The sequence below is a fragment of the Robiginitalea marina genome (assembly GCF_024006985.1).
Classification (GTDB): domain Bacteria; phylum Bacteroidota; class Bacteroidia; order Flavobacteriales; family Flavobacteriaceae; genus Robiginitalea; species Robiginitalea marina.
Map to the genome: position 1 here is coordinate 163,332 of NZ_JAMXIB010000006.1, position 14,660 is coordinate 177,991.

Below are 14,660 nucleotides of genomic sequence, written 5' to 3' on the forward strand. Positions count from 1 at the left end.
AATTCGCGCAGTGCCCTCGCGGCAGCCTGTAAGGGAGGGACCCCTTACCCCCTACCGGAGCCCATAGTACAGCATCAGCCCCACCCCAACCAGGTAACACAGCATAGCCAGCAGGACCACTACTTCAATGCGGTCGAGGTACTTTACCATAAAGCGTCCGAGTCTGTCAAACATCCGGCCATGGGCTTTGGCTTCCGTTTCCGTTTAATCAAAAGGAAACCCGGTGGCCACCCGGTAGACGAAAGCGTACAGTACTACCATAAACATGGCAAAACTGAACCAGCTGAAAATCTTGAAATACCGCTTTACCAGGAAGTGGCCGAGGTTGCGGAAGCCATTGTAGTAGATTTCTTTAATGAGTAAAAGTGTATTCATAGTACTTGCGATTTGGTTATGGTCCAAAAGTAAGGGGGCACCTGGAATGGCGCCGGGGAAATCGACTAACAACCCGCCTGGGCAGGCGAATGGCGCGGAAGGTGCATTTCATCGATAAGGGCCTATATTTCAAGGAACCTGCTATTTCATCATTCCCCGGATAAGGTGGTTTTTCCTATCGACGAACGGCACAGGCCCCTGAATTCCGTTTGATGGGAAGGCGCTTTTCACTCCGTTCGTGCACGCCCGACTTTTGGAATTTTGTATTTTTCTTCCATGAAAGGAATCCTTCAAAGAACCGCGGCGTACTGGCTGCCTACGGCACTTCTCCTACTGGCTTCCTGCAACGCAACACGGCAACAGCCTATGGATTCGAAAACCTATGAGGTCAACAGCTTCAGGGTCCCCTGTACCGGGGTGGGGCCTATGGAGTGCCTGCAGGTGCGCAAAGAGGGTTCTGACCGCTGGGAATTCTTCTATTCGGAAATCGAGGGGTTCGACTACCAGCCCGGATACCGGTACCGGATCCGCGTGAAGGAAGAACCCCTGGACCCGGAAACAGTACCCGCAGATGCCAGCTCGATCAGATATACCCTGGTTTCAGTACTTGAAAAAACCGTGGATCAACGGCTCCGGCTGAATGATCTCTGGATGCTTCACGCCACAGAGGGCCGCGAAGTGCTTGAAGCTGACCTGACCGCATCACGGCAACGGCCGTACATTGAATTCCATCTCCGGGAAAACCGCTTCATGGGGAATGACGGATGCAATACCTTTCGGGGTTCCCTTATATCCGTTGGCGAAAGGGAACTTAAACTGGGCCCGGCCATGGGCACGAAAATGAGTTGTGGCGACATGACCCTTCCCAACACGTTTCTGGGCTTGCTTTCCCGGGTCGATGCCTATCGGGTTGATTCGGGAATCCTCACCCTGCTCCAAGGGGACACCGCTTTATTAACGTTCAAAAAAACCGATTGATGAAAGTTTTATTTGCCCTGGGGTTTGGCATCCTGCTGCTTGGCGGGTGTAAAGACGCCCAAAAAACCGGGGAAATGCCGGCCGCAGAGTCCCCGAAACTGCGCGAACTTACTGTAATGGAGGGATACCCGGAAGGGTTTGCCGGCTGTTCCTGTACCTATTCCAGGAACCGGGAGGAATACCGGCAGCAGCGTTTTGTTTGCCTGGAAACGTTCGGTATGGTGGACAGCGCCAAAAATTTCAAAATGATTTCCCTCGATGGCACGCCGATCCGCTGGTATTCGGGAGAAACCCCCGAAGGGTTCACCGTGGAGGTGCTTCAGGATTCCGAAAAACAAACCGACCTGGAAGTGCGTGAAATCGAGGGCCGGCTGGTCATTCGTTTCAGCGATGGGCAGGAGGCCTCCACCCCGGTTTACGGGGTCTGTGGATGTTAAGCATAAATCAAATCCATTTTTCCATGAAACCATTTAAGAGTACTCTGAAAGCCACAGCAGCAGCAATACTGGTTGCAGCCCTTGGCTGTAAGCCCAAAGGCGGGGATGCAGAAAATCAGGCAACGGAAAGTGTCGGGGAACCGGCCATGTCGGCTGCCCCCGCCCCCGATGCCCACAACAGCCAGAATTCCCTCGACTGGAACGGCACCTATAAAGGGGTGGTGCCCTGTGCCGATTGCGAAGGGATTGAGACCGTCATTACCCTCACCAGGGACGGGGAATTCCAGCGCAGGATGACCTACCTGGGCAGGGAGGAAACCGGGCGGACCGATGCCGGCACCTTTACCTGGGATGAAACCGGCTCAAAGGTCACCCTGACCCCGGAAGCAGGGGAACCCCAAAGCTACCAGGTGGGGGAAAACGTCCTGTTCCACCTAGACCGGGACGGCAACCGGATTACCGGGGACCTGGCCGATCAGTATATCCTTGTTAAAAACCGGGCCGACCCGGGGTTGGAAAACAAAAAATGGATCCTGGTGGAACTGATGGGACAGGAAATCACCGCCGGGGAGGGAAGGCGCACGGCCTCCCTGATTTTTGACAGCGAAACCGGCAGGTTTTCGGGCAACAATAGCTGCAATGTAATCAACGGCGGGTATGAGCTCAGGGAGGGCCTGCGCATTACTTTTGGGAAAATGGCCTCCACCCTCATGGCCTGTCCCGATATGGAAACGGCAGACCGGTTCAATGAAGTCCTGGAAACTGTCGACAATTACACCATTGCAGATGGGGTGTTAAGCCTGAACAAGGCCCGGATGGCGCCCCTGGCGCGGTTCCGCCTGGAAGAATGACCCTTTCAGGCCACCCCGGTCGCTTCAAGGGGTAGCGCATGGCCCCCCGTACGGAAAATCCAAAGGCAACAAAAAACCGGGCCCTTTCAGGCCCGGTTCATTTTTTACCGCCCGGCTTCCTTTCCTAGGCTTCGCAGCTGACGCAATCCTTCTTTTGCCGGAATTTCTGGGCGGCATTCATGCTATGCTGATAGTACAGCGATTTCAGCCCCAGTTTCCAGGCCGTCACATGGATCTTGTTGATTTCCTTTACAGGCATTTCCGGGTGCACCAGGATGTTGACCGACTGGCCCTGGTCCACATGGTTCTGCCGGTTGGCCGCCTGGTAGATGATTGCCAGCTGGTCGATTTCCGAATAGGTCCGGAAGACTTCCCTTTCATGGTCCGACAGGAACTCGAGGTGCTGTACCGACCCGTCCTGGTCGCGGATGCTCCTCCAGACCTCCGGGGTGTTTTGCCCTTTCTCCTCCAACAGGAGCTCCAGGAAGGGGTTCTTGATGGTGGTCTTGATCTTGGCGATGTCTTTTACATACACATTGGACCAGATCGGCTCTATACCCTGGGAGACCTGGCCCAGGATGAAGGCGGATGAAGTCGTGGGGGCAATGGCGTTCAGGGTGGCGTTGCGCCGGCCGTAGCCTTTGAGCACCGCAGGCTCCCCGAAGCGTTCGGCCAACTCGCCGGAAGCTTTGTAGGACCGCTCCTTGATGGCCCTGAAGATTTCGCTGTTCAGATCGTATGCCTCCTGGCTGTCGAAGGGGAGCATCCGCGATTGCAGGAGGGAATGCCACCCCAGGACCCCGAGGCCCAGGGCCCGGTTCTCCCGGGCGAAGTTATAGGCCCGCTCCATGAACAGGAAGGTCTGCCGGTCTTCGCGGTTGTCTGAATCCCTGAAGCCTTCCAGCTTTTCGATGAATTCGCTCAGTACGGCATCCAGGAAATAGACCATGGTTTCCACGGCATCCGTATCCTTCCATTGCTCGTAATACAACAGGTTTATGGAGGAGAGCACGCAAACGAAAGACCACTGGTCGCTTGAGGGGAGCATGATTTCCGTACAGAGGTTGCTGGCATGGATCTGCAGGCCTTTTTCCCGGTACACCTCCGGGGCCCCGTTGTTCGCGTGGTCCCTGAAGAAAATGTAGGGGTAACCCATCTCGCCGCGGCGCTGGAGCACCTTGGCCCAGATCGCCCGTTTGTCCTGGTCGCCGTCAATCATCTCCTGCATCCACTGGTCGGTGACCGTTACCCCGTGGGTGAGCTGCTGGATGCTGTTGCCCTCCGTGCCGATTTCCAGGAATTCATGGATGTCGGGGTGTTCCACGGGGAGGTAAGGCGAAAAACGGCCCCTGCGGACCGACCCCTGGCTCACCACGTCGACCATTTTGTCAAAAAGCTGCATGATATGCACCGCCCCTGAAGCATATCCATTATTCTTAACCGGGGCGCCCCGGTGGCGGATCTTCCCGAAATAGCCGGAGGTTCCCCCGCCCAGTTTCGACATCATTCCCACTTCAGACTGGGTAAACAGGATGTTGCCCATATCGTCGTCGATATGCGAGCCAAAACAGCTGATGGGCAGGCCCCTGCGCCTGCCAAAATTGGACCACACCGGGGAGGCCAGGGAAAAGTACCCCGCTCCCATGTACTTGTAAAATTTATCTGCATACCCCGGGATCTGGAGGATTTCCTCTGCCCTTTCGGCAATTTCCCGGATCCGTTGCTCGGCGCTTGCACCTTCGGGCAAATACCCCGAGGCGAGGAATTTGCGGCTGTGGTCGGTCAGCCAGTGGAAGGCCGGTTCCGGTTCCCCGGCCCGGGCCCCCTGTAAGGTGCCCTTGCGGGCGTTAATGAGGTGCTCCACTTCGGGGGATTGGGTTTCCTTTACGGCTTCGCTGCTGGTTTTCGTGTTCTCGTGCATGGTTTAGAATAAGTCTTCGCTGGTTATACTTTGTGTTCTTTTGCTGTAGTTGATGGACCGCTTCACGAAAAAGTCTCCGTGTTTGGTCCCGATAATCTCGTCGTCGAACCATTCGGTCTCCGCGAGGAGGGCCGGGTCCACTTCGAAGACCTTCTCGATACCGATGCTCTCGAGCGACCGGTTGAAGCGGTTTTTGATGAATTCATTTATCACCGGTTTGGGCAAAAAGTCGAGTTCGCCCATTTCAAAGATCCAGTCGATCACCTGGCTCTCTGCCTCGAAGGCCGCCCTGCAGACCTCCTGTATCCGTTGTTGGTAGTGCCCGTCGAACCAGGCCGGGTTTTCCTGCTGGATGATTCTGATCACGTCGATCCCGAAATCGCCGTGGATCTGCTCTTCCTTGGAAGTGGCCTCCACTGCATTGGAAATCCCCTTCAACAGGTTCTTGTGCTTGTTGAACGCCATGATGATCAGGAACTGTGAAAAGAGCGATACATGCTCGATAAAGAGGGAAAACAGGAGGATGGATTCGGCATAATCCCTGGGGTGCTCGCTCTTGGCGTTTTTCAGGGCGGTCTCCAGGTACTGCACCCTTTTCATGATCACCGGGTTTTTCTTCAGGTTCCGGAATTCGTGGTTGAGCCCTAAAATTTCCAGCAGGTGCGAGTACGCATCGTGGTGGCGCACTTCGCTTTCGGCAAAGGTGGCCCCCACTGCCCCGATCTCGGGCTTGGGCATGCGGTGGTAGATGTCGCCCCAAAAGGTTTTAACGGCAACTTCGATCTGCGAAATGGCCAGCATGGTGTTCTTGATGGCGTTGCGCTCGGGTTCGGTAAGCCGGGTGCGGAAGTCCTGGATATCACTGGTGAAATTGAATTCGGTGTGGATCCAGTAGGAATGCCTGATGGCATCCACATACTCGTTCAGCTGGGGATATTCATACGGTTTCAGCTCAATCCGTTTTTCGAAAATATCGGTTTCCCTTTTCCGGGCCTGTTCGTTCCGATACAGGATGTAAGCCTTGGCTACATTGTGGAAGGTACTGCCCATGAGGGTGTCCTCGACGATATCCTGCACCTGTTCCACCGTAGGGGTGTATTGGGGGTCGAGTTCCTTCCGGCCCAGCAGGGTCTCGTACACCCGCATCGAGATGACCTCGGCATCTTTGCGGGATCCGTTTCCGACCGACTGCATGGCCTTCTCCACGGCATCGGTTATTTTTTCCAACACAAAAGGGGAGGTGCTGTAATCGCGTTTGATAATTTGGGAAATCTCCATCGCTAAAAATATTTAAGGCATTATTAATCAATTATTTACGTCCTTTTTTGTTGGAAAAACAAGACGAAAGGGAGGGCCAGCCTCCCTGGGGAATGGAACATGGGAATCCTCAAAAAATGGGGTGGGAAACAAATTCCAGGGTAAAGGTCAAATTTTGTTTCGTAGAAATCCAGCGTAATGGCAAGAGCTTTTCCACAGGGTTATTAACGATTCCATAACCCTGAGGTGTATTTTGTTTACAAAGGAGGCAAACAAGCCTGAAAACCAGCAGGTCGCTTCCCCGGGCAACGGTTGATAAAATCCCGGTTGGCCAATCAGGAGCAAAAAGGAGGGGGGCCAGGTTCTGCCATGGGGATACTTTATTGCAACCGCCCCGGGCACACCCGCGCTGAAACCCTAGGTGAAAAAACGGGGTGCGATCGTTAAAAACACACCCCTGTTGTTCTCCCAAGAGGATGCAAAAAGGGAGGCTTATTGAACAACCAATAAATATAATTTATGTTTTAGATGTAAAAGATAAATAAAAATATATGCCCTAACCAGCCTAATTTAGTCATGACTTAAAGGAATCCGCCATGGCTATAAACAATTTAAAACCAGCAGGTAACTTCCATAGGGGCACCCCAAAAAAAACCAAGCTGGCGGCTGCCTGTATTTTGGGGGAAACAGATGCCCCACTCGACGCAATCGCGATCAGAAAAGTTGTTGAGGCCACCGTCGGTATCTTTTATCCGGTTTCAGTACACCTGGCAAAAGACCGGACAATCAGGATCGAAATCGCTTCGGAAGATGAGGTTTTGGAACAAAACGGCCTTATGCAACTGTCGATATTCAATGTACTGCAGGCGCTTTGCCTGGAATTCCGGATTCGGATCCTGAAGGTGGAGCATGAATTCCTGCCTGATTATGCATAAAAAAGATGACCTCCGTGTGGAGGCCATCTCTTCTAAAGCGATTTGACTCTGGCGGATTATTGGCCCTGGCCCAGGGAAAACCCTAATTTACCATCGAAACGGTATAAATTTTCGGTCTTGATGATATCAAAACCGGCCGACTCCAGGGAGGCCATAAGGTCGATCACATCCCTGGATGCCGTGACCTGGTCCATTTTTTTGGAAGAAAACCGGCACCTCCAGTGGTCGGTGCAAAAGGTCTCCTCCATTCCTTCGGGGTACACCTTCACCCCGCGGTTGGTGATCAACTGGAGACTGAGCGGCCCTGCACTGTGTTTGGAAAGCTCCCCGCCCAGTTTTTCGGCATTCCGGCCTGCCTCGTCCCAGTCCAGGAAAATATCCACCCCAACCAGTTCCTTTTTTTCAGGCTTACCAGGAGTGTATTCGGAGAGTTTGGGCTGGCTTGCCGAGGCATAGCTGACCACGGGCAGGGTCGTGGGTTTTTGCCCAAGCCTTTCGATCACGGCATCTGCAAAGCCCTCGGTGCCCACTTTCTGCTTGCTGCTGGCCTCATCGTAAAGGTCATAGGTATGGATCCCGTCCTCAAGTGTTTTCAACCAGGCGTTGTGGACCTTTTCAGCCACTTTGGGTTGACCGATGTATACCATCATTTGAATGGCCCCCAGCAACAACCCGGACGGGTTGGCCAGGTCCTGGCCGGCCCTGCGGGGCGCTGAGCCGTGGATGGCCTCAAACATGGCGTATCCGGTTCCGATATTTGCGGAACCCCCGAGCCCTACAGACCCGGTAATCTGGGCTGCCACGTCGGAGAGGATGTCCCCGTAGAGGTTGGGCATGACCACCACGTCAAAATTCTCGGGCGTATCGGCAAGCTTTGCGGCGCCGATATCCACAATCCAGTGCTCCGACTCGATTTCCGGGTACTCCTTCGAAATCTCGTCGAAGGTATGGTGAAACAACCCGTCGGTCAGTTTCATGATGTTGTCCTTGGTAAAACAGGTCACCTTCTTCCTTCCGTAGGTTTTTGCATACTCAAAAGCAAACCGGATGATCTTTTCGGTTCCGGGCTTGGTAATCAGTTTCAGGCACTGGGTCACCTCCTGGGTCTGGCGGTGCTCAATACCGGCATACAGGTCTTCTTCGTTTTCACGGATAATGACCACATCCATCACCGGATGCTTGGTGGTGACAAACGGATGGTAGGAGATGCAAGGGCGCACGTTTGCATATAGCCCCAGCGTTTTGCGTATGGTCACGTTCAGGCTTTTGTAACCCCCGCCCTGTGGCGTGGTGATGGGCGCCTTCAGAAAAACCCGGGTGCGCTGGAGCGATTCCCATGCGCCCGGCTCAATGCCGGCCGTATGACCGCGGGTATAAACTTTCTCGCCGATTTCAATCTCCTCGGTCTCTATTTCAGCTCCCGCCGCAAACAAAATCCTAAGGGTGGCGTCCATGATTTCAGGGCCAATGCCATCGCCTTTTGCAACCGTAATTTTCTTCATGTTTCTGTGTTTAATCCAATTTGAACGAGTCAAAAAGTGAAAGATACTTATTAATTTAGAAATGGTCCAATTAAAGTGCATGGGGCAAAACGCCTGCATCCATGCCTGAAACCACAAAAGTAAGCCCTGAACCGATAGCAAAAAAGAAGCGGGCCTCAAAAATGAAGCCCGCTTGCCGTCCACCCGGTTCCAGGGTCATCCGTACCCGTGGCTGGGATACCTGGTTTTTTGACTTACGGTAATTTTCGGGAATACCCGGTAAGTAGGACCGTAAAGTTTTCATAATTCGAATAATTGCCGTATTATGAGAGGGGAACACTATACCTTTTATGGAAACAGCGAGGGCAAGGCATCTTTCCAATCGACGTTATCAGCTTTTTTTATTGGTAACCGGTCTTTTCCTTTCTGCCCTTTGCCACGCCCAGGAAACCCTGTCCGGTGCACCTCAGGAGCGTGTTGAAACCAATGCCTCAATTCTAAAGCTGGAGCAGGAAACGGGCTACCGTTTTTTCTTCCTGGAAGAATGGACCAGGGATATTCCTGAGGAGGTCGATCTTTCCGGTTTAACATTGTCCGAAGCACTTGACACTTTGTTGGCGAATACCCCCCTGAACTATTACATCCTCGAAGACGAAAAGCGGGTGTTCCTACTTGAGAACACCCTCATTTACGATGAACTCCCCAAACACTTTTTTGGACGAAAAGACACCCTTGCGTCAGAAACTACCGAAGGAATAACGGCACCCCGCCCTGTCCCCTCATTTTTAGCTGAAAGTGTTCAACGCACTGCCAGGAAATACCCAATTGCAAGAATTGGCAAAGCCAGTTCGAACCAGCTACGGCAACGCTATACCCTCAGGGGGAGGGCCACCAATGAAAGCACGGGTGAACCGATTCCCGACCTCACCATTCGGCTTTCGGGCACCAACAGGGTGACCATTACAGACGAACAGGGCAATTACAGCATGGATCTGCCCCCGGGGTATAATGTGCTTTCCATAACGGCCATAGGTATTGAGAACATGGAGCGGGAAATCGTGATGTACAACGATGGGACCCTGAATTTGGCCATGGAAGAAGGCCTGGAACAGTTAGATGAAGTGGTGGTCGAGGCCGATGCCATCAGCAATGTAGAGGAAACCAGTACGGGTAAGGAAACCATTGATTTGGAAGAATCCAGGAACATCCCCCTGGTTTTGGGGGAACGCGATTTATTGCAGGTGGCAAAAGCACTCCCGGGCATTTCATCTGCCGGTGAAGGTGCGACCGGACTAAACGTTCGCGGCGGTAAAACGGACCAAAACCTGGTGCTGTTGGATGATGCCGTAATCTACAATCCGACCCACTTTTTTGGCATTTTTCAGGCCCTGAACCCTTTTACCACCAAGGGAGCGGATATCTACAAGGCAAGCGTGCCCGTGGAGTTTGGGGGGCGTTTGTCCTCGGTCTTCGACATTCGAACCAAGAATGGAAATGTGGAAAGGTTTTCGGGCGAGGGCTCCATAGGACCGGTTACGGGAAACCTGGCCCTGGAAATCCCCGTAAAAAAAGACACTTCTTCCCTGGTGGTCGGTGGGCGTGGGGCCTATGCCGATTGGATCCTGCGCTCTTTGGAGGAAGAGTCCCTTAACAATAGTGAGGCGTCATTCTTTGACGTAATTGCCAAATACCACCATCGCTTCAACGACCAAAGCGAGATCAGGGCAACAGCCTATTTCAGCCGCGATGATTTCAGTATAACGTCCGATTCCCTTTACAATTACACCAATCGGTTGGCTTCCGTACGGTGGGACCACCGGCATAGCAACAAAACCGTTGGCGCTCTAATGGCGGCCAACAGCGATTACCGGTTCGGCATTGATTTCGATGGGCAGGCCAATACCGACTTTGACCTGACCTACCGTATCAATGAGACTGAACTGAAATACAAATTGAATACGCGACTAAACGACAAACATTCTTTGGATTACGGGATTTCCTCCAAATTCTATTCCGTCAATCCCGGAAGCATTGAACCGATGGGCAGTGATTCCGATATAGTTCCCGTATTTATAGATGAAGAACAGGCAATAGAGGGCGCTTTGTTTGTGGGCGATGAAATCGCTTTGACCGATAACCTCAGTTTGGATTTAGGGCTCCGGTATGCCTTTTTTGCCGCCCTGGGTCCGGGAACCCAGCGGACCTATTTTGAAGGCCAACCGAGAAATGAAGCTACAGTGCAAGACACCCTCCGTTACAACAGCGGCGAAGTGGTCGAGACCTATGGAGGCCCCGAAGCGAGGGTATCCCTTCGGTATCTCCTTGCCCCGGATTTTTCGGTGAAGGCCAGCTTCAACAATGCCTATCAGTTCGTTCATACCCTTACAAACAATACCACGGTATCGCCCATTGACACCTGGAAACTTTCCGATTTGAATATTGAGCCCCAAACGGGGTACCAGGCTTCCCTGGGTTTTTACAAAAACTTCAACGACAACATGTATGAGGTCAGTGTGGAGGGCTACTACAAGCGCATGGACAATGTGTTGGACTTCAAAACCGGGGCCGACCTTTTTCTAAATGAGCATGTTGAAACCGAGGTACTGCAAGGGGAGGGAAAAGCCTACGGGATAGAGTTTCTGATCAAAAAGAACCGCGGTAAACTGAACGGGTGGTTGGGGTATACCTATGCGCGGTCCCTATATCGCTTTGACAGCCAATTCAGTGAGGAGCGTATTAATGGAGGGGAGTTCTTTCCGTCAAACTTTGACAAGCCCCATGACCTGAGCCTGATCGCCAATTACAAACTCACCAGGCGATACAGTTTTTCGGTCAATTTCGTGTACCAGACCGGCCGGCCGGTGACCTATCCCATTGGAACATTTCGATTCAACAATGCCGATTTTGTAGCCTTCAGCGATAGGAATGAATTCCGGATACCCGATTTCTACCGATTGGATTTGGGGATCAATATCGAGGGTAACCACAGGAAGAACAAACTGGTCCATAGTTTCTGGACGATCTCGGTATATAACGTTTTGGGGCGCAACAACCCCTATTCGGTGTTTTTTGTGACGGAAGGTGGAGAAGTGAAGGCATTGCAGAGTTCTATATTCGCAATCCCCATACCGTCTATAACTTACAATTTTAAGTTTTAAGGAACTGTTGGCTATGATGAACCCGGGTAAGCGATTTCTATTTTTCAACCTGATAATCCTTTTGGGATTTGTCGCCCAATCCTGCGTAGAAGAAGTGCCTGTTGCTGAAGACATAAAATCGAAGGTGTCCATTGAAGATATCCTAATCGTGGAAGCCACCATCACAGACGAATTCAAATCGCAGGAAATTTTATTGAGCAGGGGTTCAGGCTTCTCCGGCGAAAGTGTTGATAATTTTGAACGGAATGCCACGGTCAGGGTGTTTGATGAATTGGGCAACACCTACATTTTTGAGGAGCAATCTCCGGGCCAATATATATCCCAATCCCCCTTTTCTGCTCAACAGGGCATTGATTACCAGTTGTCGGTAATTACTCAGGACGGTGTTGAGTACCAATCCGAAACCAATCGGCTCAATGGCACTTCCAACATTGAGGACATCTATGCGGAACGTATAATCAGCGACAATGGGGTTGAGGGTATGGCCATATTTGTGGACAGTTCGAATCCTGAAGGAGATTTGAACGATTACCGCTACACGTATGAAGAAACCTATAAAATTATAGCCCCGAACTGGACGGAATTTGAATTCGAAATCCTTTCCGAAGGAGAAGTCCTGGTTGATGACACAACAGGGGAAGTAGAAATTATTTATCCGGATGTTGCCCTGGTTCCAAGGGCGCAGGAAGAACAAACATGTTACAACACGGTATCCTCCAGGGAAATCATCCTGTCTGATGGCCTGCTCGTGGAAGGAACTGAACTGAAGCGAAACCTGATACGATTTATCGGTCGCGATGACGCCATCATTTCCCATCGCTACAGTATTTTGGTGCGGCAATTGCTCCAATCGGTCGAGGCGGCCAAATTTTATCGCACTTTGCTGCAATTTTCGCAAAACCAAAGCCTCTTCAGTGAAGTCCAGCCAGGACTGATTGAAGGCAACATAACCTCAGTATCGGATGAAAACGCCGTGGCCATTGGCCTTTTCAATGTGGCCAGTATTACAGAAAGGCGATTGTTTTTTGATTATGAAGACTTTTTCCCGGGGGAAGCCCTGCCCCCGTACTTTGGAACCGTAAATTGCGAGCGGTATATCGCTCCAATACTGGGAAATCCTGAAAGAGATGGCCCAATTCCGCCAAATGAATCCTGTGGTGAGTCTTTAGTCGATCTGATTAAAGGCGAGCAGATAGAATTTATTGAATCAACTGTTCCCGGAGAGTGCGAAGGCCCGTACCTGGTTACGCAAAGGGCGTGTGGTGATTGTACGGCTTTGGGCAGCAATGTGGTACCTGAATTTTGGGTCGATGAATAGAGGCAAAACTTTTTTAAGTGCAGGGATATTCCTGATTTCCTTTCATGCCTGGTCGCAGTATGTGATCAAATCTGCAGAAGAATTGGCAACCCTTAAAAAAGTACCGCAGGAAAAGGTTTTTGTGAACCATACGGGTCCGGTACTTTTTTCGGGGGAATACCTGTACTACAGCTTTCACTGTTTTAATGCCCAAAACAACAGGTCGTCAACAATAAGCAAAGTGGGTTATGTGGCGCTGGTGAATGAAGACCGGGAATACGTTCTGGAACAAAAAATAAAATTGGATAAAGGTGCGGGCCAGGGCGACTTTTTTGTTTCTGCCGATATCCCCTCTGGAAACTATAAACTGCTGGGGTATACCCAATGGATGAAGAACAATGGGTTGGGGCAGGTTTTTAAAGATGATCTGGTGATCATCAATCCCTACGCTGCCGACCAGTCCGGACTGCTTGATACCGGTGCAGGGAGTGCCGCTATTACAGCCAATAGGCCTGGGCCGGTTAAAATGGATTCCTCCACCATCGGATTGTTTTTGAATAAAAGTGTTTTCGCCAAAAGGGAAAAAGTATCGCTTTCCCTGAGAAATTATAAAGGCTCCCTGGGCTTTGGAACCTATTCCATGAAAGTCAGGAAAAAAAGTCGGTTGAATACCCTCCCTCCCATGAATGCCGTGGCCTATGCTGCACGGTATTTGACGGTGGCCAGGGAAATCGACCTGAAGGTGGGCGACAGTCTTTTCCTTCCGGAGCAACGCGGAGAATTGCTGTACGGAACCGTGACCAGAGCCGATACAGGCGTGCCCCTGGCAGATATTCCCGTGGTGGTATCGCTGCCTGGAGCAGAATTCGTCCTGAATTCTGCCACGACCGATCAGGATGGCAACTTCTATACGTATCTGCGAAAAGATTACAAAGAACCAATAGCCGTTATACAGGTGGCGGATCCCGACCTGGAGGTGGATATTGCGGTCAAAGCGCCTCGTAAGCTCGATGTTTCGGATTTGCAATTCGGCAATTGGCAACTTGATGAAGAATCGGCCGGGGCCATTAAAAAAAGAAGCGTTTACAACCAAATAGAAAACCAGTTCTTCGGCTTGCGACCGGACTCCGTCCTGCTGGGTGACCCCACAGATCCCTTTGACGGGGGTGTGCCCGAAGTATTTATCCTGGATGAGTATACCCGTTTCCCTACCTTTCAGGAAACCCTGGTTGAGATATTAAACAATGCAGGCTATCGAAATAATCCCGGAGGGAATGATTACATCCGAATTGCCCAGGACTTTGAAACCTTTAAGGAAGCCTTCAATAGTTTTCCGGCCATTGTCCTATTTGACGGGGTCTACATTGCGAACCATGAGGCCATGAAGGAGTTTGATGCGAAAAAAATCAAAACCATACGCCTGATTCGCGATCAGTTCCAGTTGGCCAATAAAACCTACCAGGGCATCATGGCCGTGGAAACCTTCGACGGGAATTATTATGAAACGTACAACGCCCAAAACGCTGTAAAGGCGTCGATCACCAAGCCCATTCCCAAAAAAAACTACTATGTTCAAACGTATGGGACAGGCGATTTTGAACGAATTCCCGATTACCGCATGCTGCTGTTCTGGAAACCCTATTTTACCCTGGAGGGAAACAGTGCGAATTTTGAATTCTTTACCTCTGATCTGTCCGGGGAGTTTGAAATTGTGGTGGATGGTTTTACCACATACGGAAAACCAATTTCAGTTTCAACAAGCATCACGGTGGAATGATGTTTTGGGAGGGCCTTAAGAGGAACTAACACATCCCTTGCCCCCACCTGACAGGACCTTCAAGCGTACCTCACCTGGAAAACACAATGCCTTTCCTTCCAGGTGGTGTTGCAGCGAACGGAATACCCAGGGGGAAATCCAGCCCGTCCTTCGGCAGACAGGATTTTTCCTTAAACTCCGCAGGGCATAACCA

11 protein-coding genes are annotated in these 14,660 nt (G+C 51.4%); 6 read left to right on the forward strand and 5 right to left on the reverse strand.

The genetic code is table 11. The annotated features are described in order from the left end of the window. Window positions 1-51 precede the first annotated feature (51 nt). The gene (locus NG653_RS14760) at window positions 52-174 is read right to left on the reverse strand and encodes a hypothetical protein (protein WP_256470454.1); all 123 of its coding nucleotides are present in this window, start codon (window positions 172-174) and stop codon (window positions 52-54) included. A gap of 30 nt (window positions 175-204) precedes the next feature. Further along, window positions 205-375, reverse strand: a complete 171-nt coding sequence (locus tag NG653_RS09390; RefSeq protein ID WP_252741439.1) for a DUF6747 family protein — start codon at window positions 373-375, stop codon at window positions 205-207. Window positions 376-741: 366 nt separating this feature from the next. Here NG653_RS09390 and NG653_RS09395 point away from each other — a divergent pair, with 366 nt between their 5' ends. Genes NG653_RS09395 through NG653_RS09405 form a run of 3 tightly spaced genes read left to right on the forward strand, consistent with a single transcriptional unit; the run spans window position 742 to window position 2,641 of the window. Further along, window positions 742-1,353: a DUF4377 domain-containing protein gene (locus NG653_RS09395; RefSeq protein ID WP_252741440.1), complete on the forward strand. Its 612-nt coding sequence runs from the start codon at window positions 742-744 to the stop codon at window positions 1,351-1,353. Then, complete coding sequence (locus tag NG653_RS09400; protein WP_252741441.1) at window positions 1,353-1,790, forward strand: hypothetical protein; 438 nt, start codon at window positions 1,353-1,355, stop codon at window positions 1,788-1,790. The genes NG653_RS09395 and NG653_RS09400 overlap by 1 nt, the downstream gene beginning before the upstream one ends. 23 nt (window positions 1,791-1,813) lie before the next feature. Beyond that, complete coding sequence (locus tag NG653_RS09405; protein ID WP_252741442.1) at window positions 1,814-2,641, forward strand: copper resistance protein NlpE N-terminal domain-containing protein; 828 nt, start codon at window positions 1,814-1,816, stop codon at window positions 2,639-2,641. A 124-nt stretch (window positions 2,642-2,765) separates the two neighbouring features. On the opposite strand, the gene NG653_RS09410 is transcribed toward NG653_RS09405, so the two are convergent. The 3 genes from NG653_RS09410 to NG653_RS09420 form a co-directional block, all read right to left on the reverse strand. Then, a complete protein-coding gene (locus tag NG653_RS09410) occupies window positions 2,766-4,562 on the reverse strand; it encodes a ribonucleoside-diphosphate reductase subunit alpha (protein ID WP_252741443.1) in 1,797 nt (598 codons plus the stop codon). A 3-nt stretch (window positions 4,563-4,565) separates the two neighbouring features. Continuing rightward, the gene (locus NG653_RS09415; protein WP_252741444.1) at window positions 4,566-5,840 is read right to left on the reverse strand and encodes a ribonucleotide-diphosphate reductase subunit beta; all 1,275 of its coding nucleotides are present in this window, start codon (window positions 5,838-5,840) and stop codon (window positions 4,566-4,568) included. A gap of 970 nt (window positions 5,841-6,810) precedes the next feature. Next, entirely contained in the window at window positions 6,811-8,256 is a 1,446-nt protein-coding gene (locus tag NG653_RS09420; protein WP_252741445.1) for an NADP-dependent isocitrate dehydrogenase, read from the reverse strand. Window positions 8,257-8,585: 329 nt separating this feature from the next. On the opposite strand from NG653_RS09420, the gene NG653_RS09425 reads away from it, so the two are divergent. The 3 genes from NG653_RS09425 to NG653_RS09435 are packed head-to-tail and all read left to right on the forward strand — an operon-like array spanning window position 8,586 to window position 14,467. After that, window positions 8,586-11,393: a TonB-dependent receptor gene (locus NG653_RS09425; protein WP_252741446.1), complete on the forward strand. Its 2,808-nt coding sequence runs from the start codon at window positions 8,586-8,588 to the stop codon at window positions 11,391-11,393. Window positions 11,394-11,406: 13 nt separating this feature from the next. Further along, window positions 11,407-12,711 carry a DUF4249 domain-containing protein gene (locus NG653_RS09430; protein WP_252741447.1) on the forward strand — a complete coding sequence of 435 codons (1,305 nt, stop codon included), beginning with the start codon at window positions 11,407-11,409 and terminating at the stop codon, window positions 12,709-12,711. Beyond that, complete coding sequence (locus NG653_RS09435) at window positions 12,704-14,467, forward strand: hypothetical protein (protein ID WP_252741448.1); 1,764 nt, start codon at window positions 12,704-12,706, stop codon at window positions 14,465-14,467. The genes NG653_RS09430 and NG653_RS09435 overlap by 8 nt, the downstream gene beginning before the upstream one ends. Window positions 14,468-14,660 lie beyond the last annotated feature (193 nt).

What these genes read in the sequence shown, in the direction of transcription:
- NG653_RS14760 (WP_256470454.1), bottom strand. Translation starts at nt 174, where the DNA reads ATGTTTGACAGACTCGGACGCTTTATGGTAAAGTACCTCGACCGCATT.
- NG653_RS09390 (WP_252741439.1), bottom strand. Translation starts at nt 375, where the DNA reads ATGAATACACTTTTACTCATTAAAGAAATCTACTACAATGGCTTCCGC.
- NG653_RS09395 (WP_252741440.1), top strand. Translation starts at nt 742, where the DNA reads ATGGATTCGAAAACCTATGAGGTCAACAGCTTCAGGGTCCCCTGTACC.
- NG653_RS09400 (WP_252741441.1), top strand. Translation starts at nt 1,353, where the DNA reads ATGAAAGTTTTATTTGCCCTGGGGTTTGGCATCCTGCTGCTTGGCGGG.
- NG653_RS09405 (WP_252741442.1), top strand. Translation starts at nt 1,814, where the DNA reads ATGAAACCATTTAAGAGTACTCTGAAAGCCACAGCAGCAGCAATACTG.
- NG653_RS09410 (WP_252741443.1), bottom strand. Translation starts at nt 4,562, where the DNA reads ATGCACGAGAACACGAAAACCAGCAGCGAAGCCGTAAAGGAAACCCAA.
- NG653_RS09415 (WP_252741444.1), bottom strand. Translation starts at nt 5,840, where the DNA reads ATGGAGATTTCCCAAATTATCAAACGCGATTACAGCACCTCCCCTTTT.
- NG653_RS09420 (WP_252741445.1), bottom strand. Translation starts at nt 8,256, where the DNA reads ATGAAGAAAATTACGGTTGCAAAAGGCGATGGCATTGGCCCTGAAATC.
- NG653_RS09425 (WP_252741446.1), top strand. Translation starts at nt 8,586, where the DNA reads ATGGAAACAGCGAGGGCAAGGCATCTTTCCAATCGACGTTATCAGCTT.
- NG653_RS09430 (WP_252741447.1), top strand. Translation starts at nt 11,407, where the DNA reads ATGATGAACCCGGGTAAGCGATTTCTATTTTTCAACCTGATAATCCTT.
- NG653_RS09435 (WP_252741448.1), top strand. Translation starts at nt 12,704, where the DNA reads ATGAATAGAGGCAAAACTTTTTTAAGTGCAGGGATATTCCTGATTTCC.